The sequence below is a fragment of the Rhodanobacter thiooxydans genome (assembly GCF_030291135.1).
Taxonomy (GTDB): domain Bacteria; phylum Pseudomonadota; class Gammaproteobacteria; order Xanthomonadales; family Rhodanobacteraceae; genus Rhodanobacter; species Rhodanobacter thiooxydans_A.
Genome location: NZ_CP127409.1, coordinates 453,196 through 479,901, shown reverse-complemented (window position 1 = coordinate 479,901; position 26,706 = coordinate 453,196). Strand labels below are relative to the sequence as shown.

21 protein-coding genes are annotated in these 26,706 nt (G+C 68.5%); 10 read left to right on the top strand and 11 right to left on the bottom strand.

Annotated features, from left to right (window positions below):
• Positions 1-5: 5 nt before the first annotated feature.
• Entirely contained in the window at positions 6-1,061 is a 1,056-nt protein-coding gene (gene rsgA / locus QQA13_RS02025) for a ribosome small subunit-dependent GTPase A (RefSeq protein ID WP_108470594.1), read from the bottom strand.
• A 176-nt stretch (positions 1,062-1,237) separates the two neighbouring features.
• On the opposite strand from rsgA, the gene QQA13_RS02020 reads away from it, so the two are divergent.
• From QQA13_RS02020 to grxD, 4 genes are all read left to right on the top strand, one after another.
• Positions 1,238-2,482, top strand: coding sequence for an aminotransferase class I/II-fold pyridoxal phosphate-dependent enzyme (locus QQA13_RS02020; protein WP_108470593.1), 1,245 nt, complete (start codon positions 1,238-1,240; stop codon positions 2,480-2,482).
• 8 nt (positions 2,483-2,490) lie between these two features.
• The gene (locus tag QQA13_RS02015; RefSeq protein ID WP_108470592.1) at positions 2,491-3,090 is read left to right on the top strand and encodes an SGNH/GDSL hydrolase family protein; all 600 of its coding nucleotides are present in this window, start codon (positions 2,491-2,493) and stop codon (positions 3,088-3,090) included.
• A gap of 94 nt (positions 3,091-3,184) precedes the next feature.
• Complete coding sequence (locus QQA13_RS02010; RefSeq protein WP_108470591.1) at positions 3,185-4,042, top strand: UDP-2,3-diacylglucosamine diphosphatase; 858 nt, start codon at positions 3,185-3,187, stop codon at positions 4,040-4,042.
• 77 nt (positions 4,043-4,119) lie between these two features.
• Positions 4,120-5,043 (top strand): Grx4 family monothiol glutaredoxin, encoded by a 924-nt coding sequence (grxD, locus tag QQA13_RS02005; RefSeq protein ID WP_108470590.1) that lies wholly within the window; start codon positions 4,120-4,122, stop codon positions 5,041-5,043.
• Between the two features lie 75 nt (positions 5,044-5,118).
• Here the strand turns inward: grxD and QQA13_RS02000 are convergent, their stop codons facing one another.
• On the bottom strand, positions 5,119-6,390 hold the full coding sequence (locus tag QQA13_RS02000) for an aspartyl/asparaginyl beta-hydroxylase domain-containing protein (protein WP_159082155.1): 1,272 nt from the start codon (positions 6,388-6,390) through the stop codon (positions 5,119-5,121).
• Between the two features lie 171 nt (positions 6,391-6,561).
• Here QQA13_RS02000 and QQA13_RS01995 point away from each other — a divergent pair, with 171 nt between their 5' ends.
• The gene (locus QQA13_RS01995) at positions 6,562-8,139 is read left to right on the top strand and encodes a tetratricopeptide repeat-containing sulfotransferase family protein (protein WP_108470589.1); all 1,578 of its coding nucleotides are present in this window, start codon (positions 6,562-6,564) and stop codon (positions 8,137-8,139) included.
• A 21-nt stretch (positions 8,140-8,160) separates the two neighbouring features.
• Complete coding sequence (locus QQA13_RS01990; protein ID WP_108470588.1) at positions 8,161-9,714, top strand: tetratricopeptide repeat-containing sulfotransferase family protein; 1,554 nt, start codon at positions 8,161-8,163, stop codon at positions 9,712-9,714.
• Positions 9,715-9,717: 3 nt separating this feature from the next.
• Here QQA13_RS01990 and QQA13_RS01985 read toward each other — a convergent pair whose 3' ends face one another.
• The 3 genes from QQA13_RS01985 to QQA13_RS01975 all read right to left on the bottom strand — a co-directional run bounded on the left by QQA13_RS01985 (position 9,718) and on the right by QQA13_RS01975 (position 15,795).
• A complete protein-coding gene (locus QQA13_RS01985) occupies positions 9,718-11,547 on the bottom strand; it encodes a tetratricopeptide repeat-containing sulfotransferase family protein (protein WP_108470587.1) in 1,830 nt (609 codons plus the stop codon).
• Positions 11,548-11,631: 84 nt separating this feature from the next.
• A complete protein-coding gene (locus QQA13_RS01980; RefSeq protein WP_234411252.1) occupies positions 11,632-14,505 on the bottom strand; it encodes a TonB-dependent receptor plug domain-containing protein in 2,874 nt (957 codons plus the stop codon).
• A gap of 498 nt (positions 14,506-15,003) precedes the next feature.
• A complete protein-coding gene (locus tag QQA13_RS01975; protein WP_108470585.1) occupies positions 15,004-15,795 on the bottom strand; it encodes an AMP nucleosidase in 792 nt (263 codons plus the stop codon).
• Positions 15,796-16,007: 212 nt separating this feature from the next.
• Here QQA13_RS01975 and QQA13_RS01970 point away from each other — a divergent pair, with 212 nt between their 5' ends.
• Positions 16,008-16,946, top strand: a complete 939-nt coding sequence (locus tag QQA13_RS01970; RefSeq protein ID WP_108470584.1) for a DegV family protein — start codon at positions 16,008-16,010, stop codon at positions 16,944-16,946.
• A 7-nt stretch (positions 16,947-16,953) separates the two neighbouring features.
• On the opposite strand, the gene QQA13_RS01965 is transcribed toward QQA13_RS01970, so the two are convergent.
• Entirely contained in the window at positions 16,954-17,736 is a 783-nt protein-coding gene (locus QQA13_RS01965) for an SDR family oxidoreductase (RefSeq protein ID WP_108470583.1), read from the bottom strand.
• A 102-nt stretch (positions 17,737-17,838) separates the two neighbouring features.
• Here QQA13_RS01965 and QQA13_RS01960 point away from each other — a divergent pair, with 102 nt between their 5' ends.
• A complete protein-coding gene (locus tag QQA13_RS01960; protein ID WP_108470582.1) occupies positions 17,839-18,048 on the top strand; it encodes a hypothetical protein in 210 nt (69 codons plus the stop codon).
• 11 nt (positions 18,049-18,059) lie between these two features.
• On the opposite strand, the gene sppA is transcribed toward QQA13_RS01960, so the two are convergent.
• Both sppA and QQA13_RS01950 read right to left on the bottom strand, forming a co-directional pair.
• Entirely contained in the window at positions 18,060-19,940 is a 1,881-nt protein-coding gene (gene sppA / locus QQA13_RS01955) for a signal peptide peptidase SppA (RefSeq protein WP_108470581.1), read from the bottom strand.
• Positions 19,941-19,980: 40 nt separating this feature from the next.
• Positions 19,981-21,366 (bottom strand): MATE family efflux transporter, encoded by a 1,386-nt coding sequence (locus tag QQA13_RS01950; RefSeq protein ID WP_108470580.1) that lies wholly within the window; start codon positions 21,364-21,366, stop codon positions 19,981-19,983.
• A 106-nt stretch (positions 21,367-21,472) separates the two neighbouring features.
• Between QQA13_RS01950 and QQA13_RS01945 the strand changes: the two genes are divergently transcribed.
• A complete protein-coding gene (locus tag QQA13_RS01945; protein ID WP_108470579.1) occupies positions 21,473-22,675 on the top strand; it encodes a DUF3667 domain-containing protein in 1,203 nt (400 codons plus the stop codon).
• Positions 22,676-23,076: 401 nt separating this feature from the next.
• Entirely contained in the window at positions 23,077-25,251 is a 2,175-nt protein-coding gene (locus QQA13_RS01940; RefSeq protein WP_108470578.1) for a primosomal protein N', read from the top strand.
• A 6-nt stretch (positions 25,252-25,257) separates the two neighbouring features.
• On the opposite strand, the gene tatC is transcribed toward QQA13_RS01940, so the two are convergent.
• From tatC to tatA, 3 genes are read right to left on the bottom strand one after another with little or no spacing between them, the layout of a single operon-like run.
• On the bottom strand, positions 25,258-26,016 hold the full coding sequence (gene tatC / locus QQA13_RS01935; RefSeq protein ID WP_108470577.1) for a twin-arginine translocase subunit TatC: 759 nt from the start codon (positions 26,014-26,016) through the stop codon (positions 25,258-25,260).
• Positions 26,003-26,422 carry a Sec-independent protein translocase protein TatB gene (tatB, locus tag QQA13_RS01930; protein ID WP_108470576.1) on the bottom strand — a complete coding sequence of 140 codons (420 nt, stop codon included), beginning with the start codon at positions 26,420-26,422 and terminating at the stop codon, positions 26,003-26,005. The genes tatC and tatB overlap by 14 nt, the downstream gene beginning before the upstream one ends.
• Positions 26,423-26,440: 18 nt before the next feature.
• Entirely contained in the window at positions 26,441-26,680 is a 240-nt protein-coding gene (gene tatA, locus QQA13_RS01925) for a twin-arginine translocase TatA/TatE family subunit (protein WP_108470575.1), read from the bottom strand.
• Between the last annotated feature and the right edge of the window lie 26 nt (positions 26,681-26,706).

Here is a 26,706-nt window from a genome sequence, read left to right as displayed (position 1 = left end):
CCGGCTCACTCCCGCTCGCGCTGCCCGCGATGGCCGTGCGGCCGTTCGATCGGCCGGCCGCCCCGCTGGCGGCGCAGGCGCGCCTCCAGCGTCGCCGCCTGTTCCTCGCGCTCGTCGTGCAGCTTGAGGAAATTGCGCCAGCGCCCGGGCGCCAGCTCGCCGCTGTCCAGCGCCACCTGCACCGCGCAACCGGGCTCGCTGCCGTGGCCGCAGTCGGCGAAACGGCATTGCTCGGCCAGCACCTCGATGTCGGCGAACAGGTCCAGGTTCTCCTCCCCGGTCAGCTTCAGCTCGCGCATGCCGGGGGTGTCGATCAGGCAGCCACCCGAGGGCAGCTGCAGCAGGGCGCGATGGGTGGTGGTGTGGCGGCCGCGGCTGTCATGACTGCGCACTTCGGCGGTGGCCATGCGCGCCGTGCCGAGCAGGGTGTTGGTCAGCGTGGATTTGCCGGCGCCGGAAGAGCCGACCAGCACCGCGCTGTCGCCCGGCTGCAGGTAGGCGGCCAGGGACGCCACGCTGGCCGGGTCCTTGCCGTTCAGCGCATGGATCGGCGTGCCCGCGGGCAATCGTGCGCGCAAGGCGTCGAGCTGCGCCGCAGCGTCCTCGCGTGTATCCAGCTTGCTCAGCAGCACCACCGGCCGTGCGCCGGAATCCTCGGTCAGCGACAGATAGCGCTCGATCCGCGCCGGGTTGAAGTCGCCATCCAGTCCGGTCAGCACCAGCACGTAGTCGATGTTGGTGGCGATCAGCTGGCGCTCGTAGCGCTCGCCGGCTGCCGCGCGCGACAGCACGGTGCGCCGTGGCAGCACGTTGACGATATGCGGCGGCTTGCCCGCCTCGACCTCGACGAAGTCGCCGACCACCGGCCGCGCGGTCGGGTCGATGCCACGCTTGAGGAAACGCCCGTCCGGCTGCGCGCCGAACAGGCTCGCGCCGTCGTGCAGCTCGTAGCCGGCGCGATGCTGGGCCACCACTCGTGCCAGGCGCAGGCCGGCGCCGGGCAGCGCATCGCCGCGCCAGCCGATGCGGCGCAGGCGTTCGATCGTTTCGGGATCACTCATGGGGAAGATCGGTCAGCACGGTGCGGCGATTATGCCCTGCCCGGAGATTGCCCGACGATGAACCGGGAAGCGGCCCAAATGGTGCTCGCGCTGCACTGCACCACGCTGCTAGGATCAAGCCACCGGCGGCGTGGCCGCCTGTCGATCTCACCTCCAACATGCAAAGGACACCGGCGTTGGCCTCGATCACACCCAGTGCGCACCTGGCGGACGTGCGCTACGAAATCCGCGGTGCGCTGACCCGGCGCGCACGCGAGCTGGAGGCTGCCGGCCTCGACATCATCAAGCTCAACATCGGCAATCCCGGCCGCTATGGTTTCGTCACGCCGGCACACCTGCGCGAGGCGATCGCCGGCCACCTGCACGAGAGCGAGGCCTACGGCCACGAGCAGGGCCTGGAACTCGCCCGCGAGGTGATCGCCGCACAGCAGCGCGCACGCGGCGCCCAGGGCGTCGATGCCGAGCGCATCTTCATCGGCAATGGCGTCAGCGAGCTGATCGACCTGTCGCTGCGCGCGCTGCTGCAGGCCGGCGACGAAGTGCTGCTGCCCAGCCCCGACTACCCGTTGTGGAGCGCCGCCACCATCCTCAACGGCGGCCAGCCACGCTACTACCGCTGCCTCGCCCGCCACGGCCACCTGCCCGACCCCGACGAGATCGAGGCGCTGATCACCCCGCGCACCCGCGCGCTGGTGCTGATCAACCCGAACAACCCCACCGGCGCGGTCTATCCGCGCGCGCTGCTGGAACGGCTGGTGACGATCGCGGCAAGGCACCGCCTGCTGTTGCTGTCCGACGAGATCTACGACGAGATCCTGTACGACGGCGCCAGCTTCCAGCCGCTGGCCGAGGTGGCCGGCGAGGTGCCCTGTCTCAGCTTCGGCGGCCTGTCCAAGGTGCATCGCGCCTGCGGTTACCGGATCGGCTGGGTGAGCCTGTCCGGCGACCCCGCGCGCAGCGCGGCCTATCGCGATGCGCTGCAGCTGCTGGCCGCGTTGCGCCTGTGCGCGAACGTCACCGCGCAGTGGGCGGTGCTGCCGGCGCTGCAGGATGCGCCGACGATCGGCGCGCTGACCGCCCCCGGCGGACGCCTGCACGAGGCGCGCCGCGTCGTGCTGGAAGGCGTCGCCGCCAGCGACTACCTGGAACTGGTGGTCCCGGATGGCGCGCTGTACGCGTTCCCGCAGGTGCGGGCCGACCGCCTCGCCAGCTTCGACGACGAGGCCTTCGCGCTGCGCCTGCTGGAGGAGGAATCGGTGCTGGTGGTGCCCGGCAGCAGCTTCAACGTGCCGCGCAGCCGTCACTTCCGGCTGACCCTGCTGCCGCCGCCGGCGCAACTGCGCGAGGTGTTCGTGCGGATCGAGCGGGTACTGGCGCGGATGGCACGCGAGCAGTCGCCGTCCGCCACTGCAGTAGCCTGAGCCGCGCCGTGCCGAGCTGGCTCGCCCTGGGCGACTCCTACACCATCGGCGAGGCAGTGGCCGCGCACCAGCGCTGGCCGGCCGTGCTGGCGCAGCGCCTGCGCCAGGCCGGCACGCCGATCGACGAGCCGCAGATCGTCGCCATCACCGGCTGGACCACCGACGAACTGGCGCAGGGCATGGACGCCGCGCTGCTGGCGCCGCCGTACGACCTGGTGACGCTGCAGATCGGTGTGAACAACCAGTACCGCGGCCGCCCGGCCGACGACTACCGCAACGAGTTCACCAGCCTGCTGGCGCGCGCGATCACGCTGGCCGGCGCACGTGCCGCGCGCGTGGTGGTGGTGTCGATCCCCGACTGGGGCGTCACCCGCTTCGCCCGGGAGCAGGGCCGCGACCGCAGGCTGATCGCCACCGAGCTGGACAGCTACAACGCGATCGCCAGCGACGCGAGCAGCCGCGCGGACGTCCGTTTCGTCGACATCACCGGCATCTCGCGCCAGCATCCCGAGCTGCTCGCCGACGACGGCCTGCATCCCTCGGCGGCGCAGTACGCCTTGTGGGCGGCGGCGATCGAACCGTCGGTCCACGCCGCGCTGCGCGCCTAGAAATTCACCGCAACCGCGCTGCAACCTGTCCGCCATCGCACGGTGACGTGGCGATCGCACACTGGCGCCCCGGGCCACCAGCGGGGACCGTGCCATGACCAGCTTCCATTGCCGCAGCGCCTTCATCTCCGACGTGCATCTGGGCACGCCGGACTGCAAGGCCGCCTACCTGCTCGACTTCCTGCGCCAGCTGCGCTGCGAGAAGCTCTACCTGGTCGGCGACATCGTCGACCTGGAGGCGCTGTCCCGACGCCACTGGTGGCATGCCGAACACAGTGCGGTGATCGCCGAAGTGCTGGCACTGGCGCGCCGCGGCGTCGAGGTGGTCTACATTCCCGGCAACCACGACGCGCCGATGCGCGGACTGCACGGACAGAACTTCGGCGGCGTGCGCATCGCGCTGGACGCGGTGCACGTGGGTGCCGACGGTCGCCGCTACCGGGTCAGCCACGGTGACGAATTCGATCCCGAGCAGGTCGGCCGCCGCTGGATGCTGCAGCTCGGCGAGGCGATGCATCGACTCATCTGCTGGAGCAATCGCGGTCTGTATACGCTGCGGCGACGGCTGCAGCTGCCGTATCTGCCGCTGTCGATCATCCTCAAGTCGCGCATCGGAGGGGCGCTGGCGTACATCCGCGCGTACGAGCAGCGCGTGGCCGCCGACGCGCGCGAACGCGGCTTCGACGGGCATATCTGCGGGCACATCCACTTCGGCCACGTGCGCGAGCTGGACGGCGTGCTCTACCTCAACGACGGCGACTGGGTCGAACATTGCACCGCGCTGGTCGAGGATCACACCGGCGCGATGGAACTGATCCACTGGAGCGAGCAGGCCACCGCGCTGGGCCGCGCCAGCCGCGAACTGGTGTGGCCCTCGCCCGCCGCGGTACGGGCGCTGGCGCCGCTGGGCACGCGCCGGCACGACCTGGGGGAACTGCACCGCGCCGCCTGAAGCGGGCGGGCTTGAAGGTCGGCGGGCCTCCCGCATATCGGACGGCGTATCATTGGCCTTCTTCCCCGGAGTTCCCCATGTCCCTCGACGCCACCACCCGCGAACGTATCGAAACCCTGCTCAAGGACCACCGCGTGGTGCTGTTCATGAAGGGCAACCGCCAGCAGCCGATGTGCGGTTTCTCCGCCGCAGCCACCAACACGCTCAATGAATTGCTGCCCGAATACCACACGGTCAACGTGCTGGACGATCCGGAGATCCGTGAGGGCATCAAGGCCTACGGCGAATGGCCGACCATCCCGCAGCTGTACGTGGAAGGCGAACTGGTCGGCGGCGCCGACATCATCCGCCAGATGTACGGTAGCGGTGAGTTGCACCAGCTGTTCGGCGTCGCCGCGCCGGACCGCACGCCGCCGGAAATCACCATCACCGACGCCGCCGCCGAGGCGATCCGCCAGGGCACCGCGAACGCGCAGGGCGTGGCGCTTCACCTGGAGATCGGCCCCGACCACAGCGCCGGCTTCCAGCTGGCGCCGGCCGGCGAACACGACATCGTGGCGACGGCGAACGGGCTGGAGATCCACTTCGACCCGGCCAGCGCCCAGCGCGCCAAGGGCGTCGTGATCGACTGGGTTTCCACCGTGCAGGGCGAGGGCCTGAGCCTGAAGTTCCCCGGCGCCGTCGAGATCAAGTCGCTCAGCGTGCAGCAGCTGCAGCAGCGGCTGGCCGCCAACGACATCACCCTGATCGACGTGCGCCCCGCCGCCGGCCGCGCCCAGGCCGCGCCGCTGGCGCAGGCCCGGGTGCTGGAAGAGGAAGGCTACGAGAGCCTGGCCAGCCTGCCGAAGGACACCGCGCTGGCCTTCATCTGCCACCACGGCATGTCCAGCCGCGCCATGGCCGAACGCTTCGCCGCACACGGCTTCAGCAACCTGCACAACGTGGAAGGCGGCATGGACGCGTGGGCCAGCGAGGTGGACTCCAGCGTGCCGCGCTACTGAGCGGCAGCTTACCCGGCTGACACAGGAAAACGGCGCCCCGGGGCGCCGTTTTCGCTGCAGCCGATGCGACGCCGATTACGCTGGATCGGCGGGCAGCTCGCAGGACGCGTTGAAATCGCCGATGGCCTCGACCAGATCGGTAACCGCCGCCCGCTCCGCCTCGGTCAGGTCGGGGTTCCAGCTGTCCAGGATCAGCACCACGCGGGTGAACGGGCTGCGGTTCCAGGCTTCGTGCTCGAAGGTGTCGTCGAAGGTGACGCAACTCCCCTCACGCCAGGAGTGGACCTGCCCGCCCACGCGCAGCGCACAGTCGGACGGCACGATCAGCGGCAGGTGGGTGACCAAGCGGGTATTGGTCACGCCGCGGTGCGGCAGGATATGGGTGCCCGGGCGCAGTACCGAAAACAGCGCTTCCGGCGCATGGTCGCGGATGCGCACCAGCGGCACCGCATCCAGCAGGGCACTGGTGCGCGGGCAGGCGGCGCAATGATCCTCGTAGCGATCGCCGTGGCGATGGAAGAAGTAGGCATCCCATGCGGCGGCGTGCCCATCCGATCCTCGCAGCATCGATTGCGCCAGTGTGGGGTCGTCCACGCCGAGGAAGGATTCCAGCGGCTGTTCGCCCGCCAGCACGGCCAGCAGCTCTGCGCGCACCACCGCGGCAGCCGCCTCCAGCGTCTCGTGCCAGGGAAAACGCTCACGCGGATAGAACGGCTGGCTGGGTATGTCGGGAAAATAGAGGAACAGCGGACGCTGGCGCGGATCGATCGACGGCATCGGCTCCAACCCGAGATGGATGGCCAGCGCGCGATCCACCCGGCCCAGCTCGGAGCGCCCATAGCGCTCGCGCAGCGGCTCCAGCGCCGCATCGAACAGGCGCCTGCGCCCGGCATTGGCGTAACTCATGGCGTACTTCACCAGATCGCGCAGACCGGGCGCGGTGGTCGCGTCACTGAGCCAGCGACCCTGCTCCTGCGCACCGCGCACCGCCATGAAGTAGGCGGTCAACGCCTCGTCCGATCGGTCCAGTTGTTCGAGGGCGATACCCAGCCGCAAACGCGCCAGGAACATGCGCGGCGCCAGCGACAGGGCCCGCTGCAGGTGGCTGGCGGCCGCTTCGAAATCGCCGGTGGCGAGGTACACGCTGCCCAGTTGATGGGCCACGCCGGGGTGGTCGGGGTGCGCCCGCTCGGCCCGGCTCAGCAGCAACTGGGCCTGCGGCGCGTTGCGCTGGGCCAGCTCGCGGTCGGCCAGGAAGATCAGCGCATCGGCGTCATCGGGCTCGTGCTCGAGCAGTTGCCGATAAGAGGATTCCGCCGCCGCCATCTGCCCGCGCTGCAGTTGCATGCGAACGGTCTCCCGCAATGATGCAGGCTCCGGCAGGGATGGAACGCTCATCGATGGTGCTCCGCGGGTTGTGTCATGCCGCCACCACCCGCGACGAAGCGGACCGTGGTCAGGCAGGCATAATAGTCGTTCGCGGCGCTGTCGCGCCCACCACACATCAACGGAGCCCGGATGTCGGCACGACTGCATGGCCTCACCCCTGACCTGACACGGGCCGTCTCCGCCGTCGCGCGGGCGCTCGACGACGGCCGTCTCGATGTCGCGACCGCACGCATGGCGCCGCTGCTCGCCAGCCAGCCCGATCACCCCGAAGTGCAGCGCCTGCACGCCGGCATCCTGGGCATGCAGGGGCGCCACCAGGAGGCCATTGCCCTGATGCGGGCGGCACTCGCCCGCCAGCCGGACGATCCGGTCTACCTCAACACGCTGGCCACCCTGCTCGGCCAGGCCGGCGAATACGACGGCGCCATCGATGCGCTGCAGGCCGCCTGCCGGCTGCAGCCGGAGATGGCGCTGGCCTGGTACAACCTCGGCGTCATGCTGACCCGCAGCGTGCGCAACGACGAAGCCGAAGCCGCCCTGCGCACCGCGGTGGAACTGGATCCGCACGCCACCGACGCACGTGCGCTGCGGGCGGACATGCTGCGCATGCGCGGACAGCCAGCCGACGCCGCCACCGAATACCGCCGCGTGCTGGCCGAACGACCGTGGGCCGGCATGGCATGGTGGGGACTGGCCGACCTCAAGACCACCCGCATGAGCGAGGCCGACATCGCCGCCATGCGCACCGCCCTGCGGGTGCCGCGCGCCACCGACGACGACCGCATCGCGATCGGGTTTGCGCTGGCGCGCGCACTGGACGACCAGGGGCGACATGCCGAATCGCTGCAGGCGATCGCCACGGCGAACACCATCGCGCGGCAGCGCCAGCAGTGGAACGCCGCCGGCTACTCAACGGCGATCGACGCGCTGGCGGCAGCCTTCGACCCGCCGCCGGCTGGAGCGGACGACCCCACCCTCGGGCGCGAGGTGATCTTCATCGTCGGCCTGCCGCGATCCGGCTCCACGCTCACCGAACAGATCCTCGCCTCGCACCCGGAAGTGGAAGGCACCGGCGAGCTGCCCGACCTGCCGCAGGTACTGGCCGAGGAGTCGCGTCGGCGCGGGCAGCCGTTCCCGCGCTGGGTACCGCACATGCAACCGGCCGACTGGTCGCGGCTCGGTCGCCGCTACCTCGAACGCACGGCGCACTGGCGCAAGCGTCGCCCACGCTTCACCGACAAGCTGCCGAGCAACTGGATCTATGCCGAAGCGATCCGCGCCATGCTGCCGGGCGCGCGTATCGTCGGCTGCCGTCGCGACGCGCTGGAAACCTGCTTCTCCTGCTATCGCCAGCGCCTGGACAACAACGAATACACCCGCGACTTCGGCGACCTGGCCAGTTTCTGGCGCGACTGCGACCGCAGTCTGCAGCGGCTCGTCAGCCGCCATCCCCACGCCGTGATGACGCATGACTACGAAGCGCTGCTGGCCGATCCGGAAGCCCGCATCCGTGCCTTGCTGGCCTTCTGCGACCTGCCGTTCGACGCCGCGTGCCTGCGCTTCCACGAAACCGCCCGCGAGGTGCGCTCGCCCAGCGCCGACCAGGTACGCCAGCCACTGCGCAGCGACACCGCGCACAGCACGCGCTATGGCGCCCTGCTCGATCCGCTGCGCGCCGCGCTGGGCCTGCCGCCCTGGCAGGCCTGAGCGCGCCCGCGGAAACGCCCCATGACTGCGCCGCCGATCATGCCCGTACTTCCGGACGAGCAGCTGTCGCTTCAAGCCGCACAGGCGCAGGTATTGCGCGGCGACATGGCTGGTGCGGCGGCCACGCTCGAAGCGGCCATCGCCGTTCATCCCGGATCCGGTGAGCTGGCGCTGGCGCTCGCCGGCATCGCGATCCAGCAAGGTGATCGGCTCGACGCCGAACTGCGCCTGCGGGGGATCCTGCAGCGTGCGCCGGGTCATCTGCCGGCCGCCTTCGTGCTGGCACGCCTGCTGCGCGATCAGGGCCGGATGGTGGCCGCAGGCGAAGTGCTGGTCGGCGCATGCACTGCAGGCGCTGCCAGCGTGGAGCAGCGGATCACCGCGGTGGAGCTGCTCGACGACTGTGGTCGCCAGGCGGAGGCGCTGCAGCTGTGCGTGGACGCCTTCGCCAACGGCCTCGACGATCCCCGCCTGCACGCGCACGCGGGCGCGCTCGCCTCACAACTGGGACGCTTCGACGAGGCCCGCCACCATCAGCAGGCGGCACTGGCCGGCAGTCCGCTGGCGCTGGAATGGCATGTTCCACTGGGCCTGGCCGGCCTGCAGCGGTACCGTGACCGGCAACATCCGGATATTGCGCTGTTCGAACAGCAGCTGGCTCGCCACGATCTGAGCCCACATGCCCGCAGTGGCCTGCTGTTCGCATTGGGCAAGGCGTACGACGACCTCGGCGAGCATGCCCGCGCCGTCGCCGCCTGGGCCGAGACCAACCGCATCGCACGCGAACGGCAGCCCTGGAACCGCAAGCCCTGGCGGCGCAGCGTGGAGATGCGGCTGGCGCGGCCGGCACCACCCGTCCAGCCGCATGGGGACCGCAGCTGGACGCCCATCTTCATCGTGGGCATGCCGAGGTCCGGCAGCACACTGCTGGCCGAACAGCTGGCCCGGCACCCGGCGGTGCGGCATCGCGGGGAGCTGCCCTGGCTGCCGACGCTGGCGGCGCGCCTGGACGCCATGGCGTCGGATCGCGAACGCGCCGCGCAGATGCCGGCGGCGGCCGCGGCCTACGCAGCCCAGCTGGTGCAGGACGATGCCCCCGCGCGCTGGTACATCGACAAGCAGCCGCACAACTACATGCACGTGGATCTGATCCTCGCGCTGTTTCCGCAGGCTCGGGTGATCCACTGTCGCCGCAACGCCCGGGACACGGCGCTCTCGCTATGGATGCAATCGTTCCATCCGGGTACGCAGGACTTTGCCTGCGATTTCGCCGACATTGCTGCCGTCATCCACGGCACACGGCGGCTGATGGCGCACTGGCAGCGGCGGTATCCGGCCGCCGTGCGCGAAGTGCGTTACGAAGACCTCGTCGGCGATCCGGACAGCTGCGTCGACGCGCTGGCCGACTGGCTCGGACTGCCCGATGCCGCGAAGCCCGCAGCGCCCGGGCAGGAACGCGCCATCAACACGGCCAGCCTGTGGCAGGCACGGCAACCTGTGCACACCCGATCGGTGCAGCGCTGGCGCGCCTATGCCGCGCTGCTGCCTGAACTCGCGCGGATTCCGGCCGACTGACGATCAGGCGCCGGCAGGCTCGTCCGCATCCGCAACCGAATAGCCCCAGTGCCGGAGCATCGGGTCGAGGATCGGCAGCGCCGGGGCCAGCGCCTCGCGATAGCGCTTCCAGCGATCGAGCCCCTTGCGGTTCACCGGCTGGGTGACCTGCGCGTAGCTCGGCGTGGCGATGAAACCCTTGTCGCGCGCGTGGCGATCGAAATGCAGCAGCGGCGTGGCGTCTTCCAGGCCGAGGAAGTCGGCGATGCGCCGCGTCTGCGCCGCCGGGTCGGCCACCAGGTCCTCGTAGCGGGAAACGAACACGTTCGGCTGAAACAGCGCCACATCGTGCAGCCAGCACTCCATCGCCGTCACGTAGGCGGTCGCCAGCTTCTCCATCGAGGCGCACGCCACCGCCAGCACGGCCGCACGAAAATTCTGCATGTAGTTGCTGACCAGCACGTCGCACGGGTGACGCAGCGCGAGGATGAATTTCGCGTCGGGAAAAAGCCGGTAAATCAGCGGCAGCCACAGCATGTTCAGCGGATTCTTGTCGACCAGTTGCGCACTCCAGCGCCGCTGGATCTTCGAGCAGACCAGGCTCACGTAACCTTTGCGCAACTCGTCGCAGGCGTGCTGGTCGAGTTTGTGCAGATCCTGCGGCACCACGATGCCGTGGTCGGCAAGCTGGTCGGAAAGGATGGTGAAGAACGGCCGCTCGTCCATCGACTGCAGCGCCGGATGGGCGTCGAGCATCAACTCCAGCAGCGTGGTGCCCGAGCGCGGGAAGCCCACGATGAACACGGGCGAGTTCGCGCTGTCCGGACCCTGCAGCGCGGGCCAGCGCCGGAATTCCTCAACGCCGATGCGCTCCACCGCCGCCGGAAGCACCGGTGCACCGGGATCGAAGCGACGCGGCGCGTTGTGCTTCAGCTCCTCGATCTGTCGCGCATGCGCCTCGTGCAGCGCGGCGGTCGCGCCCGGGTAATCGCGCAGCTTGTCGCAGGCCTCGGCCAGGGAGAAGAAATGCGCATAATCGTCGGACGTGCGCGGTCCGGCTTGCTCAAGCAGCCGCCGCGCCTGTTCGGTTTGCCCGCGTCGCAACGCAAGCTTCGCGCGCTGGTGGACGATCTCCAGCTGCGCCTCGACATCCAGTACCGGATGATTGCGCTCCACCTGATCAAGCAGGGCCGCGCTGCCGTCGAGGTCGTTGACACGTTCGTAGACGGCCGCCAGCAGCAGGCGTGCCGGGAGATGACCTGGCGTGCGCGCAAGCAGTTCCTCCAGCAGCACGCGCGCGATGTTCGCCTCGCCGAGCACGAGTTGCAGGTCGGCGAGTTCCAGCTGCAGCGGATCGTCCAGCGAAGTCCAGTCGCGCCAGGGACGGAGCAGCTCCTCCGCGCGCGAGTCGCGGCAGGCCGAACAGGCGCGCGCGGCATGGATGCGCACCGCCGGCGACGCGGGATCCAGCGCAAGGGCGCGCAGCAGCGTGTCGCGGGCGACCGGATAATCCTTTCGTTCGAGCTGCAGCAGGCCCAGGTTGGTCAGCTGCTCCTCATTGTCCGGCGCCAGTGCGATCGAACGCAGGTAGGCGTCCTCGGCTTCCTGCACGCGCCCCGCCTCACGCAGCGCGGTCGCGTAATTGCCCCAGTGCAGCGAGTCGTCGGGGTGCTTCTGCGCCAAGGCCGCGTAAACCTCCAGCGCCTCGGCCAAACGGCCCTGCTGCTGCAGGCCGATCGCCAGAAACAAGGCAAGGTCCGGATCGTCGGGGCGCTCGGCCAGGGCGGCTCGGGAAAGGCGCTCTGCCTCGGCCGGCCGGCCGGATTGCAGGGCGCTGAGAATGTCGTTGATCACGAGTGGGCAACTATCCAAAAGAAAAAGCCGCGCGGGTAACCCGCGCGGCTCGTCAGCTTCAGCTACTCAGTGCTTTCCAGTCAATCAGAACGACACCGTCACGCGAGCCCAGTAGTAGCGGCCCTGCAGGTCGAAGTCGCTCGGATCGGTGTTGGCATTGAGCGTGTTGTTGGCGTACAGGAACGGCGGCTGCTTGTCGAACAGGTTGTTCACGCCCAGATCGATACGGGTGTTGAGCGGCTCGAAGTTGTAGCCGACCGACACGTCGTTGTAGATCGTCGCGCCGTACTTGAGCACCACGCCCGGCAGACCCTGCACCGGGTTCGTGTCCTGCGACAGGCTCTTCGAGCCGTTGCGGAACGCGCCGATGTAGCGCATGCGCCAGGAAGCACTCCAGTCGCCCAGGTTCCAGTTCGCGAAGCCGCTGCCGCGCCAGCGCGGGAACAGGCACACGCCGCCACCGCTCGGGCAGGTCGACGCCTGGCTGGAGCCGAACGGCATGAAGTGGCCAGCGTCGTGGAACACCGTGTTGGCACTGGTGCCCGGCGCGGTCTGCTGGTCATAGCGCGACATGTAGGTCCCATCCAAGCCCACCACGAACTTGCCGAACGAGAATTCCGGCAGCTTGTAGCGAGCCGAGAAGTCGACACCGCCCACGTCCGTGCGACCCAGGTTGCCGGTCGGCTCGACGATCTGCGCGATCTGGCCGGGGTTGGCGCTGCCGGCCGGGAAGCGGGTGATCAGCGGGCAGTACTGGCTGATGCCGGCATAGCAGAGGTCGAGCACGGTCTGCGCGCCGATCGAGGAGATCGTGTCCTTCAGGTACATGTGCCATACGTCGGCACTGAACGACAGACCCGGCACGTAGCTCGGCGAGTAGACGAAGCCGACGTCAAACGACTTGCCCTTCTCCGGCCCCAGCGGGAACCCGGCGTACTTCGAGCCGGAGGAAATGCCCTTGATCTGCTGGCCGAGCGCCACGTCCTGGTTCACGAAGCTGCCATCGGTCGGCACGCCCACGCAGGCCGGATTGGCGGTGGTGATGCCGTCGCAGGGGTCGCTGCTGAGCTTCGGTGCGTCGCTGATCGGCGCGCCGAAGACGTTGCCGATGGTCGGCGCACGGAACACCTCGGACACCGTGCCACGCAGCAGCAGGTCGGTGATCGGGCGGTATTCCACAGCGAACTTGGTGTTGTTGGTGCTGCCGAAGGTGCTGTACTTCGAGTAGCGGTCACCGATGGTGACGTTCAGCGACTGTGCGAAGGGCAGATCGGTCAGGATCGGCACGAACACCTCGGCGTAGGCCTCCTTCACGTTGTAGCCGCCACGCAGCGGCGAGCTGCACTGGCTGCCCAGGGTGCAGTTGCCGGTGGCCGGATCGATCAGCAGCAGCGGATCGATTTCCGAGCGGGTGTATTCCTTGCGGTAGGAAGCGCCCGCGGCCAGCTGCACGGTGCCGGCCGGCAGGTCGAACAGGCCGCCGTTGACATCGGCCGAGTAGACCCGCTCGATCGCGAAGTTGTTGCTGATCGCCGGCACGGCTGCCGCCTGCAGGGCGGCGACCGAGTTGGGGTCGAACAGGTTGAACGGGTTGAACGGCGTGCAGCCGGCCGCGCCCGAATCGCAAACCACCTTGCCGGTGGTGGCATCCAGATGCGACGGACCCAGGTCCGCGTTGATCTTGTCCTGGTTGGGCAGACCGCGGGTGATGGTCTGCTGCGAGAAGTGGCCGTAACTCATGCCCACGTCCCAGTTCCAGTCGTGGTTCAGCAGGTTGAAGTCACCCTTGAAACCGGTGTGGATCTGGTCGGTGGTGGTGCCGTAGTTGGCCGCGCGATTGCCGGCGGACACCAGGCGCGCACGGTAGTCCAGACCGGACCCCGAATACTCCTGGCCGAACGGGTTGTAGTAGCTGTTGGCCGAGATCACCGCGCCGTAGATCGAGCCCAGCAGCGCCGGGGCGAGCTGGAAGCCCGAGCTGGTCTTGTTGTGGTACGCGTCCATGTAGGCCTGGACGTGGTCGCCCAGGTTGTAGGTGCCCTTCAGCCACAGGCTGGTGCGCTCCTGCGGGGTCTGGATCAGGTTGACCGTCGCGTAGTTGTACTTGTCGGCATTGGTGAAGCAGTGGTAGTCAGTGGCGATGTTCTGGCCGCTGGCACCCGGATTCAGCGCCACGTTCTTGCAGTTGTACTGTCCCGGGCCGGTGCCCCGATACTGGGTCGGCAACTGGATGCGCCCGTAGGCCGGGAAGCTGGAGCCACCGATATAGCTGTAGATCGGGGTCTGGCTGCTGCCGTAGATCGACACCGCGTTCTTGGAGAAGTCGCGGTTCTTGGCCTCCACGGCTTCCGTCTTGTTGTAGTCGACGCCGCCCATGATGCTGCCCTTGTCGGACGTCTGGCCGAACGTGAAGGTGTAACCCTTCGTGCGACCGTCAGCATGGCCGGACTGACCGTAGTTCACCGTGAACTGCGCGCCCTGGTAGTCCTTCTTCAGGATGAAGTTGACCACGCCGCCGATGGCGTCGGAGCCATACACCGAGGAGGCGCCATCGGTCAGCACTTCGATGCGCTCGATCATGTCGGCCGGGATCGAGTTCGGATCGCCGTTGATGATGCGCTTGCCGTCGATCAGGATCAGGGTGCGCTGGCTGCCCAAGCCGCGCAAGCCGATGCTGCTGCCGCCGGTGCCGCCGCTGTTGTTGACCTGCGGGTTGATGTTGCCGCCGGTCACCGCCGGCAGCTGCTGCACGATGTCGCCCAGCGTCAGCTTGCCGGTGGCCTTGATCTGCGCGGCGTCAATGGTCACGACCGGGTTGGACGTTTCCAGGTCCACGCGGCGGATGTGCGAGCCGGTGACCACGACGGTCTGCAGCGTTTTTGCCTTGTCCTGGTTGGCCTGACTGGCCGTGTCCTGCGTAGCCGTATCCTGCGCGAAGGCCGTGGTCGACGCACCCATGGCAATGACAGCACCCAGCGAAAGACCCAGGCGGACTGCCGAAGAAAGTTTCTTGACCCCAAGTTTCATGAAAACACCCTCCGAATAATTAAAAACATTCCGATGGGCTGCTGCCCCGGACCGGAAAATCCCTGCCCAAAACCTCAACCTCGGCCTTAACCTTCCCAAACCCATGAACCTCAGACTCACGGAACTCCCGATCCGGGTCGATACCGCGACAGGCAACAACGTCGTGTGACACGCAGCACATCTCTGCCTTTTCATGACTGCCAGTGCCCTGCCCCGGTAGCGCGAGGCAGAGCCAATCCTGTCATGGAACTTGATGCAGCCGGTCCGGTCTGATGCCTATTTATCACGCCTCATTTACATACTGTCAACAAATTTTATACTGCATGAACTTGCGCCCGGGGTTGATTCAGGCTGTTTTGGCAAGCCGCTGCCTGGCTTACCGGAGGGGCAGACCGGCCTCCGCCAGCCGATCTTGCCGCTGGAGCGCGGCTATTCTGTCTCCCCGTCCGCCTCGAAGCGCAGGTGCTTCACGCTGCGCCCGTTGCGGCGCACCAATTTGAGCGCCTCGATGCCGATCTTGATGTGGGCCTCGACGAAGCGCGAGGTGATGGCGCGGTCGCTGGCTTCGGTCTTCACGCCTTCCGGGATCATCGGCTGGTCCGATACCAGCAGCAGCGCGCCGCAGGGGATCCGGTTGGCGAAGCCGGCGGCGAAGATCGTGGCGGTTTCCATGTCCACCGCCATGCAGCGGGTGCGCCGCAGGTAGGCCTTGAAGGTCTCGTCGTGTTCCCACACGCGCCGGTTGGTGGTGTACACCGTGCCGGTCCAGTAATCGTGGCCGAGGTCGCGGATCATGGTGGAGACGGCGCGCTGCAGCTGGAACGCCGGCAACGCCGGCACTTCCGGCGGCAGGTAATCGTTGCTGGTGCCTTCGCCGCGGATCGCCGCGATCGGCAGCACCAGGTCACCCAGCTGGTTCTTCTTCTTCACGCCGCCGCACTTGCCCAGGAACAGCGCCGCCTTCGGCTCGATCGCACCGAGCAGGTCCATCATGGTGGCCGCATTGGGGCTGCCCATGCCGAAGTTGATCAGGGTGATGCCGTCGGCGGTGGCGTTCGGCATCGGCCGGTCGCGGCCCTGCACTTCCACGCCGTGCCACTGCGCGAACAGTTCCACGTAGTGGCCGAAGTTGGTCAGCAGGATGTGCTCGCCGAATTGTTCGAGCGGCGTGCCGGTATAGCGCGGCAGCCAGTTGGAGACGATTTCCTGTTTGCTTTTCATGGGGGATGGTACTCGTGCGCGTTACCGGCGACGCCACGCCAGCTGGATGCCATGTCTGTAGTCACTGCATGTTAGTGGCTGTTCGTCGCGGGCGGGACGGCCCACTGGCTGCCCGGGCGCTTCGATCCAGGCAACTTTCGGTTGACGCCACAGTCCCTGTTTGCATGTTATGTTCGATTTGCCATTCATGACGGGGGGGAAACGTGATGCGAATGGGCCTGGCCATTGATGCATCCTGCGACTTGTCGCAGGAGTTCCTGCGGAAGAACAACGTCTCGATCATGCCGATCACCGTGAAGGTGGATAGTGAAACCTTCATGGATGACCGCCGGCCGGAAGAGCTCCAGCGCTTCATCGACCGCCGGCTCGGCAGCCGCAGCCACTCGGCGGAAACCGAACCGTGCCCGGTGGAGGAGGTGCAGAAGCTGTTCCTCGAAAAACTCGTGCTGGAGCAGGACTGCGTGTTCTGCCTGACCATCACCGCCACCCGCAGCCCGATCAACGAACATGTGAACCGCGCCAGCTTCGCGATCCTCAAGAGCTATCGCCAGGTGCGCGAACAGGCGGCCATCCCCGGCCCGTTCATGATGCGTGTCGTCGACACCCGCAATGTCTTCGCGGGAACCGCGCCGGCCATTTACGAAGCGGCACGGCTGATCGCCGCCGATGTGCCGCCCGCCACGATCCGCGAACGCCTCACCCATATCGCCAACAACAGTTACGGCTACATGCTGCCGCGCGACCTGATCCACCTGCGCAACCGCATCAAGAAGCGGGGTGATCGCAGTGTCAGCCTGCTCAGTGCGATGGTCGGCACGGCGCTGGACATCAAGCCGCTGCTGCGCTGCTTCCGCGGCGAAACCGGCCCGGTCGGCAAGGTGCGCGGCTTCGAGCATGGTGCCGAGGTGCTGTTCAACTACGCCGCGCAGCGGGTACGCGCCGGCCTGCTGGTGCCGGTGGTCTGCGTCAGCTACGGCGGCGACCTCGCCGTGCTGTCGCACCTGCCCGGCTATATCGAGCTGCGCCAGGCCTGCGAGGAATGCGGCGTCGAATTGATGGAAGCACCTATGAGCATCACCGGCATGGTCAACGTGGGCGAAGGTGCCGTGACGCTGGGTCTTGCCGCCGAGGAACACGTCGCCGAGTTCTGACGCCTGTTCAGAATCCGTAATTGAGGAAGCCGCCGTCCACCGCCAGCACCTGGCCGGTGATGTAGCTGGCCGCCGGCAGGCACAGGAAGGCGATCGCGGCAGCCACCTCCTCCGGCTCGCCGATGCGCTTGAGCGGGGTGCGCTCGAGCACCTCGTCCAGGTAGTCGGCGTCGGCCAGCGCCGGGTCGGTACGCTGGGTGCGGATGTACCACGGCGCCACCGCGTTGACGCGGATGCCGTCCACCGCCCATTCGGCCGCCAGGTTGCGGCTGAGCTGGTGCAGCGCCGCCTTGCTCATGCCGTACGGCGCGCCGGTGCGCACGTGGGTGATGCCGGAAACCGAACCCACGTTGACGATCGCCGCGTTGGCGTGCTGTACCAGCTGCGGATGCGCCAGCCGGCACATCTCGAAGGCGGAGAACAGGTTCTGCTCGAAGATCGCGCGGTAATCGTCCTCGCGATAGTCCAGCGTGGCGCCCGGCTGGTTGCCGCCGGCGTTGTTGACCAGCAGCGACACCGGTGCGCCGAGGTCGGCGATCCAGTCGAACACCGCCAGGCGATCCTCCGCCTCGACCAGGTCCGCGCCGAACGCCAGCACCTCGACGTCGGCGAATTCATCGGCCAGCTCCACCCGTACCTGTTCGAGATGATCCTCGTCGCGCGCCACCAGCAACAGGTTGGCGCCGAGGCCAGCCAGCTCGCGCGCGGTGGCGTAGCCGATGCCCTTGCTGGCGCCGGTGACCAGGGCGGTGTGGCCGTGCAGTTGCCAGGCATCGAGGCGGCTGTTCATGGGCGCAGCTTAAAGCGTCGATCACGCCACGCCTAGGCGGCGCCTTGCCTGCGGCGGGGCATGGCAGGACACTCGGCGGATCGATCCCGTGCGAGAACCACCATGAAGCCGCTACCGCTCCTGCTCTGCGTCCTTGCCCTCGGCGCCTGCTCCAGCAAGCCGCCGGAGCCCCAGGCCAAGCCGGCGGCAGCCGACACCGCCACGCCGTTCGACGCGCTTAAGGCCGACGAGCAGCGCGCCCGGGACGTGCAGAAGACGGTCGACAAGCAGGCCGAGGAACAGCGCAAGCAGATCGAGGCGCAATCGCAGTAGGCGCTACCGGCTCAGCGCGGGCTGCACAGGCAGTCCGCGTAGATGTTCGGCGTGCCGGCCTTCGCGTTGCGCAACAGCTGCAGTTCCGGCGCCAGCGCCGGCAGTTGGGCGAACCAGCTCGGCAGGCGCACGCCCCACGACTGCAGCAGGTGCACGCCGGCGCCCTGGTTGAGGCCAATCAGGAAGCGCTCGAAGCCGCCCAGCGGCGCCTCCACGTAGCGCACCGGGTAGCCCTGGCCCAGCTTGGCCAGGGCGGCCGCATCGGCGACGGCGGCCTGCAGCCCGCCGAGCTGGTCGACCAGGCCGCGCTCGAGCGCCTGCTGGCCGGTCCACACCCGGCCCTGCGCGATCGCGTCGATCGCCTCGTAGCTCTTGCCGCGCGCCTTGGCCACGTTGCCGACGAAGTCGCGGTAGCCCTTGTCGATGATCGCCTGGATCACCGTGCCGACCTTCGGATCGAGCGGGCGGCTGATGTCGAACGCGCCGGCCATCGGCCCGGTGCCGACGCCGTCGCTCTGGATGCCGAGCTTGGCCAGCGTGTTCGGCACCGTGTAGTACATGCCGAAGATGCCGATCGAGCCGGTGATGGTGTTCGGCTCGGCATAGATCCGGTTCGCGTTCATCGCGATCCAGTAGCCGCCGCTGGCCGCCACGTCGCCCATCGACACCACCACCGGGATGCCCGCGCTGCGGGTCAGTTCGATCTCGCGGCGGATCTGCTCGGCCGCGTACACCTCGCCGCCGGGCGAGTTCACCCGCAGCACCAGCGCCTTCGTCTTGCGGTCCTCGCGCGCCTCGCGGATCAGCGCCGCGGTGGATTCGCCGCCGACCGAACCGGCCGCGCGCTTGCCGCCGGCAATCTCGCCCTCGGCCACCACGATCGCCACGCCCGGCGCGAACGCATTGTCGGCATGCTGCACGCCGGCCGCGTAACGGGCGAAGTCGACCTGGCGGAAACTGTGGCCTTTCTTGTCGGCCGGCACGCCTTCCCTGCGCATCATCGCGATCAGCTCGGCGCGGGTGGCCAGGCCGTCGACCAGGTGCTGGCCCAGCGCCAGCTGCGCTAGGTTGCCCTGGGTGCTGGCGATATGCTGCGGCAGGTTGTCGATGTCGTCGCGCAGCGTGGCCGGATCCAGCTTGCGCATGGCCGCCACCTCGTTGAGGTAGCCGTCCCACAGGCCGCCCATCCAGTAGCTGTCGGCCTGCTTTGCCTCGGCCGAGGCGTGGTCGAGGATGTACGGCTCGGCCGCGCTCTTGAACTCGCCGACGCGGAACAGGTGCACGTCGACGCCGAGCTTGTCCAGCAGGTCCTTGTAGAACAGCCGGTAGTTGGCCAGCCCGGTGAGCATCACGCCGCCCTGCGGGTCGACCAGCAGACGGTCGGCATGCGCGGCCAGGTAGTACTGGCCCTGGTCCAGGTTCACCGCCCACGCGACCACCGGCTTGCCCGCCGCGCGGAAGCGGTCCAGCGCCGCGCCGACCTCGCGCAGCGCGGCAAAGCCGCCGCCCTGCAGCTCGTCCGGCAGCAGCAGGATGCGGCTGATCCGCTTGTCCTTGGCCGCGGCGTCGATCGCATCGACCAGGTCGCGCAACTGCACCTGCTTCGGCTGCTCGCCGGACAGGCCGGCCAGCGCGCGCTGCAACGGTTCGACGCTGTACTGCTCGACCAGCTGGCCCTGCGGCTTGATCACCAGCACGCTGTCGTCCTGCACCGCACGCTCCATCCGGCTGCCGACGATACCGGCGGTCAGCAGCAACAGCAGCACGGCCAGCACGCCGAAGAACACCAGGTTGAGGATCACCAGCCGCAGCAGGTTGATGCCGCGCCCGAGCGTACGCAGGAAGGCCCAGAAACCGTGGCGGCGGGGTAGTAGCAGTGGTGGCAGCGTCATGTAGGCAGGTATCCGGAAGCGTCGGGGCCAGCGTAGCCGGTCAGGCCGGTGCGGTCATCGGCAGGTGGCGGCGCCAGCGCTGTTTCCACGCGCTGCGCCAGAAGCGGGTAAACAGCATGACCGCCGCCACGGACAGGCCCGCGATCAGGCCGATCCACATCCCGCGTGCGCCCATGCCGTGGTGGAAGGCCAGCCACCAGCCCACCGGCATGCCCACCACCCAGTACGAGAACAAGGTGATCGCCATCGGCACGCGGGTGTCCTTCAAGCCGCGCAACGCGCCGTTGGCCGCGACCTGGACGCCGTCGGAAAACTGGAACAGCCCGGCCAGCATGATCAGCTGCGCGGCCAGCGCGATCACCTTCGGCTCGTGCGTGTACAGCGAGGCGATGAAGTGCGGCAGGCCCAGCATCAGGGCGGCCGAGAACAGCTGGGTAAGCAGGGTCAGGCCGATCCCGCAGAAGCCGGCGTAGCGCACGCCGCGCTCGTCGCCGCGGCCCACCGCGTTGCCCACCCGCACGGTGATCGCCATCGCCAGGCCGAGCGGGATCATGAAGAACAGCGAGGCGATGTTGATCGCCACCTGGTGGCTGGCGATCACGTCCTCGCCCAGCGTGGCGATGATCAGCGCGGTGGCCACGAACAGCCCGGCCTCGGCCAGCAGGGTCACCGCCATCGGCAGGCCGATGTGCACCAGCTGGCCGATCCGGCGCAGATGCGGCCACTCGAAGCGCTCGAACAGGCCCAGCCCGCGGTAGTTGCGCCGGAAGATCACGTAGACGCCGAATGCCAGCATCTCCAGCCACAGCACGATCGCGGTGGCCACGCCGCAGCCATGCGCGCCCTGCGGCGGGATGCCCAGCTTGCCGAACATCAGCACGTAGCCCAGCGGCACCAGCAGCACCAGCCCGCCGAGGCTGAAATACATCGATGGCCGGGTCAGCGACAGCCCCTCGGACAGGCCGCGCAGCGCGAAGTAGCAGGTCAGCGCCGGCGCACCCCAGCTGATCGCCAGCAGGAAACGCTGCACGTCGTGACGCAGGCTCGCCGTCACCCCGATCAGCTCGATCAGCGGCCCGGCATGGCGCACCGCGAACCACAGCAGCACGCCCATGCCCAGCGCCAGCCACAGCGCCTGGTGGAACACCGCGCCCACTTCACCGCGGCGACCGGCGCCGTCGAGCTGCGCCACCGACGGCGGCACCGCCATCATCATGCCGATGCCGCAGACGATCGCCAGCGACCAGATGCTGGCGCCCACCGCCACCGCGCCCAGCACGTGCGCACTGACGTGGCCGGCCAGCACCGCGTCGATCACGTTGCTGCCGACCGCCGCCAGCTGGGCGGCGATCAACGGCAACGCGAGGCGCACGGTGGCGCGCACCTCGTGCCGCAGATGGGCGCGCTCGGGACGGAAAGGTTTCATCGGTCAAGCAGACTCCAGGGCAGGCCATTCTACCTGAGCCATAGGTCACGCCCGGCCGGCCGCTGCCTTGTGCGAAGATCCCCCGCTGCACCGGACGGAAACCGCGATGAAGCAGCTGACCAGCCACGAAGGATTGCACTGCGCCAACTGCGGCGCCGCGATGCAGGGCGAGTTCTGCCATGAGTGCGGGCAGTCGATCCACAGCGTGCTGAAACCGATGCACCACATGGTCGAGGAAACCGTCGAGACGGTGCTGCACATCGACAGCCGCATCGTGCACACGCTGCCGCCGCTGCTGCTGAAGCCCGGCTTCCTCACCCTGGAATATTTCGCCGGCCGACGGGTGCGCTACATCGCGCCGTTCCGGCTGATGTTCGTGCTGTGCCTGCTGTCATTCTTCGTCTTTCACCTGGCCATCGACCAGTTCGCCGACAAGCTCCCCGCGAACGGCCATCCACTGGTAAGTGTGGACAGCAGTGCGATCGAGGCCGCCACCAGCCCGGCCGAAGTGCGCAAGGCGCTGCAGGACGAGCTGGATGGCCTGCAGAGCGCCCGGAACACCGGCGTGTTGCCGCCGAACGTACTGGAGCAGGCCCGTGTCGGCGAACAGGAACTGCGTCAGGCAGCCAATCAGCGCCTTGCCGCACTTGGCGCGGCACCGATGTCGGCCGCCTCACTCGCCGCACCGCCGGCAGCCGCGACGGTGAAACCCGCCAGCGACACCAGGCCGCGCGACACCCAACGCAAGGTGTCCGGGGACACATCGGGATCGGTCCGGATCGCCTGGCTGCCGGACGTGGCCAACGCGCGCCTGACCGCCCTTGGCCGCCAGTTCCAGAAGAACTGGGACACCTTCAAGCATGGCGATCCCGCGGCCAGCGCCGAGGCGAAGCAGCGGATGATCAACGGCGTGTTCAGCGCACTGCCGCCGACCATGTTCGTGATGATTCCGGTCTTCGCGATCCTGCTGAAGCTGTTCTACGTATTCCGCCGGCGGCTGTACATGGAGCATCTGATCGTGGCCCTGCACAGCCATGCGTTCATGTTCCTCAGCCTGCTGCTGATTACCCTTGCCGGCATGCTGTCGACCTGGCTGCGACCGCACGCGGCATGGACCGGCTATGCGCTGGGCTGGCTGCAGGCCGCGCTGATCCTGTGGATCCCGACCTACCTCCTGATCATGCAGAAACGTGTCTATCACCAGGGCTGGCCGATGACCCTGCTGAAATTCTGGTTCGTCGGCTGGTGCTACTTCTGGCTGCTGATGTTCGCCTTGATGGTCGCCTTGGTGCTTGGGGTGGCCCACTGAGGCCGCTTTCCGGCCGGCGGCAGGACGGGTTTTGCACAGCGTCATGAACCTGTCAAGGCAACCGCTGCCAGCTTGTGAATTATGTGAACTGCGCCCGGGTGCCATTTGCAGGCTATTGAAGAAAAAGGATTTTTTTTCGTGAACAAAACCTCGTCAGACTGTCGTGAAAGGCGCCACGACGCGCTTTGAGCCCGCCCCTCCCCGCTGCATCCACAGACTTATCCACAGCCGTTGTGGATAAGCGCAAAAACCTCCCGGGGATAGCGACTTACCTGCAACTCCTCGATAACCGGGCAGCAAGTTCGCGCAACTCCTCTGGCCCGATTCACCTGATATCGCAGCTATCGAAACCTGAGGCCTCGCGGACGCCGCAGTTACACTGGGCCGCCACGAGGTAGCCCATGCCCGCCGTCCTTCGCGTCGCCCTGCCGGTACCCCTGCCCACCCTGTTCGACTACCTGCCGCCCGCGGCGGGCGAGGCCGGCGTGGGCAGCCGGGTGCTGGTGCCGTTCGGCCGCCACAAGCTGGTCGGCATGGTGGTGGCGATCGACGCCGAAGCTGCCGTCGGCAGCAGCCGGCTGAAGCAGGTGCTGCGCCTGCTCGACGACGACGCGCTGCTCGACCCCGAGCTGATGCAGACGCTGGCCTGGGCCGCCGACTACTGGCTCGGCGCGCCGGGCGAGGCCTACGCCAATGCCTTGCCGCTGGCCCTGCGCGAAGCGAAGCCGCTGCCGCCGATCGGCGATGAGTACTGGTCCCTCACCGGCGCTGGCCACAGCGCCCACGACGCCGGCAGCCGCCGCGGCGGCAGCAAGGCCTTGCTGGACTGGCTGGCGGCCGGCGCGTTGAGTGCGCAGGAGTTGAACGAACGCCAGCCCGGCTGGCGCGACGCGGCACGCCGGCTGGCCACCGCCGGCCTGCTCGAGCGCAGCGAACGACCGCCGCCCGCTCGTCCGCGCCCGCCGACGCTGGCGCCGCAACTCAGCGACGAGCAGCAACAGGCGGTCGCCGCCGTCGGCGCCAGCCTCGGCCGCTACCAGCCTTTCCTGCTCGACGGCGTCACCGGCAGCGGCAAGACCGAGGTCTACCTGGCCTTGATCGAGCAGGTGCTGGCACAGGGCAAGCAGGCGCTGCTGCTGGTGCCGGAGATCGGCCTGGCGCCGCAGACCGTGCGGCGCCTGCGCGAGCGCCTCGGCGTGGCTGTCGAGGTGCTGCACTCGAACCTGTCCGAAGGCGATCGCGCGCGCGCCTGGCTGCGCGCCCGCGCCGGCAGTGCGCGGGTGATCCTGGGCACCCGCTCGGCGGTGTTCACGCCGCTGCCGCAGGCCGGGCTGATCATCGTCGACGAGGAACACGACAGCGCCTACAAGCAGCAGGAAGGTTTCCGCTACCATGCCCGCGACCTGGCCATGGTGCGCGCCCGCGCGCTGGGTGTGCCGGTGCTGCTGGGCTCGGGCACGCCGTCGCTGGAATCGCTGGCGAACGCCGCGGCCGGCCGCTACAGCACCCTGCACCTGCGCGCGCGGCCCGGTGCGGTGCGGCCGCCGCAGGTGCAGATCATCGACATGCGCGCGCAGCGGCTGGAGCACGGCATGTCGCCGGCGCTGCTCGGCGCCGTGGCCGAGACGGTGGCGCGCGGCGAGCAGGCGCTGGTGTTCCGCAACCGCCGCGGCTACGCGCCGGTGCTGCTGTGCCACGCCTGCGGCTGGCATGCGGCCTGCCCGCGCTGCGAGCGCCCGCTGACCCTGCACGCGGGCCGGCACCAGCTGATCTGCCACCATTGCGACTATCGCCAACGCCTGCCCACCGTCTGCCCGACGTGCGGCGCCGGCGACCTGAAGCCGCAGGGCCAGGGCACCGAGCGGCTGGAGGAAGCGCTGCTGGCGCAGTTCCCGCAGGTGCCGGTGCTGCGCGTCGACCGCGAGACCACCCGCCGCCGTGATTCATTCGAGCAATTGCTGGCCACGCTGCGCGACGACCAGCCGGCGATCCTGGTTGGCACGCAGATGCTGGCCAAGGGCCACGACCTGCCCAACCTCACCCTGGTCGCGATCGTCGGCGTGGACGAGGGCCTGCACAGCATCGACTTCCGCGCTGGCGAACGGCTGGCGCAGCTGGTGGTGCAGGTGGCCGGCCGCGCCGGCCGCGCGCGCAAGCCCGGCCGCGTGCTGCTGCAGACGCACCAGCCGGAACACCCGCTGCTGCGCAGCCTGCTGGCGCACGGTTATGCCGCCGCCGCACGCGAGCTGCTGGCCGAACGCCAGCTGATCCAGCTGCCGCCGTACAGCCACCAGGTGCTGTTGCGTGCCGAGGCGCCGCAGCGCGAACAGGTCGATGCGTTCCTTGCCGCGGCGCACGCCGCGCTGCCGCGCAACGACCAGTGGCAGGTCGCCGGACCGATGCCCGCACCGATGCCGCTGCGCGCGGGCCGGCATCGCGGCCAGTTGTTGCTGGAAGCCAGCAGCCGTCGCACGCTGCACGGCATGCTGCGCTCATGGCAGCTGGCGCTGATCGCGCTGCCGGCGGCGCGCAAGGTGCGCTGGTCGCTGGATGTCGACCCGATCGACCTGTACTGAGCGCGCTCAGCCCGCGTCGGGCTTCAGCGAGCCCGGCTTCACCAGCCAGCGCACCGCCAGCATGCCCAGTTCGTAGAGCAGGCACATCGGCACCGCCAGCATGATCATCGAGGTGATGTCCGGCGGCGTGATGAAGGCGGCGATCGCGAACGCGCCGACGATGGCATAGCGCCGGCTGCTGCGCAGCTTGTCCAGGTCGACGATGCCCACCGCGGCGAGGATCACCACCGCCACCGGCACCTCGAAGCACAGCCCGAACGCGAAGAACATCAGCATCACGAAATCGAGGTAGTGGGTGATGTCGGTCATCATCTCCACGCCCTGCGGGGTGATCGCGGTGAGGAAGCGGAACGCCGCCGGCAGCACCAGGAAATAAGCGAACGCACAGCCCATGTAGAACAGCACCAGCGCCGCGGCGAGCAGCGGCCGGGCCAGGCGTTTCTCGTGCTTGTACAGGCCCGGGCTGACGAAGGCCCACAGCTGGTACAGGATCATCGGCATGCTGATGAACAGCGCCGCGTAGAACGCCAGCTTCAGCGGGGTGACGAACGGGCTGGCCACCTCGGTGGCGATCAGGTGCGCGCCGGCGGGCAGGCGCGCCACCAGCGGTGCGGCCAGCTCGGTGTACAAGTGGTTGGCGAACGGCACCAGCGCCAGCAGCACCACCAGCACGGTGGCGCTGGCCTTGAGCAGGCGCGAACGCAGTTCCAGCAGGTGCGAGAACAGGCCCTGCTGCAGGTCGACCTCGGGTTCAGGCGTGGCCATGCGGAAGCTCCTCCCGCACCGGCGCGGCGGCAGCGGTGAACAGGTCACCGGTGGCGTGCTCAGGCGTGTCCGCGACGGTTGTTTCCGGCGCGTCGGCAACCGGCGCAGCCGTTACCGCACCCTGCTCCGCCGACGCGGCGTTCGGCAGGTCGCGCACCTGCGCCAGCGTGGCGTCCAGCTCGCCCTGCGCCACTTCCGCCCGCGCCGCGGCCTCGCGCGCGGCGCGCTTGATCTCCTCGATCTGCAATTCGCGCTCCACCTCGGCGCGCACGTCGTCCCAGCCGCTGCGCATGCGCCGCAGCAAGGCGCCGGCGGTGCGCGCGGCGCCGGGCAGTTTCTCCGGGCCAAGCACGATCAGCGCGATGAGCGCGAGCAGCACCAGCTTGCCGAAGCTGATCTCGATCATCGCCGCAACCCGTCCGGCTTACTTCGAGTCGCTGGAGTCGCGCTGACTCTGCGTCGCCTTGTCGGCGGGGCTGACCGGCGGATCGGCGCGCAGGCGCTCGGCCTCTTCCTTGCGCCTGGCCTCGTCCTCGTCGCCGTTGAGGCCTTTCTTGAAATCCCGCATGGCGCTGCCGAGATCGGAGCCGATGTTGCGCAGCTTGCCGGTGCCGAAGATCACCACCACCACGACCAGCAGGATTATCAGATGCCAGATGCTCATGTATTACCTCGAAAACGGATGGAACC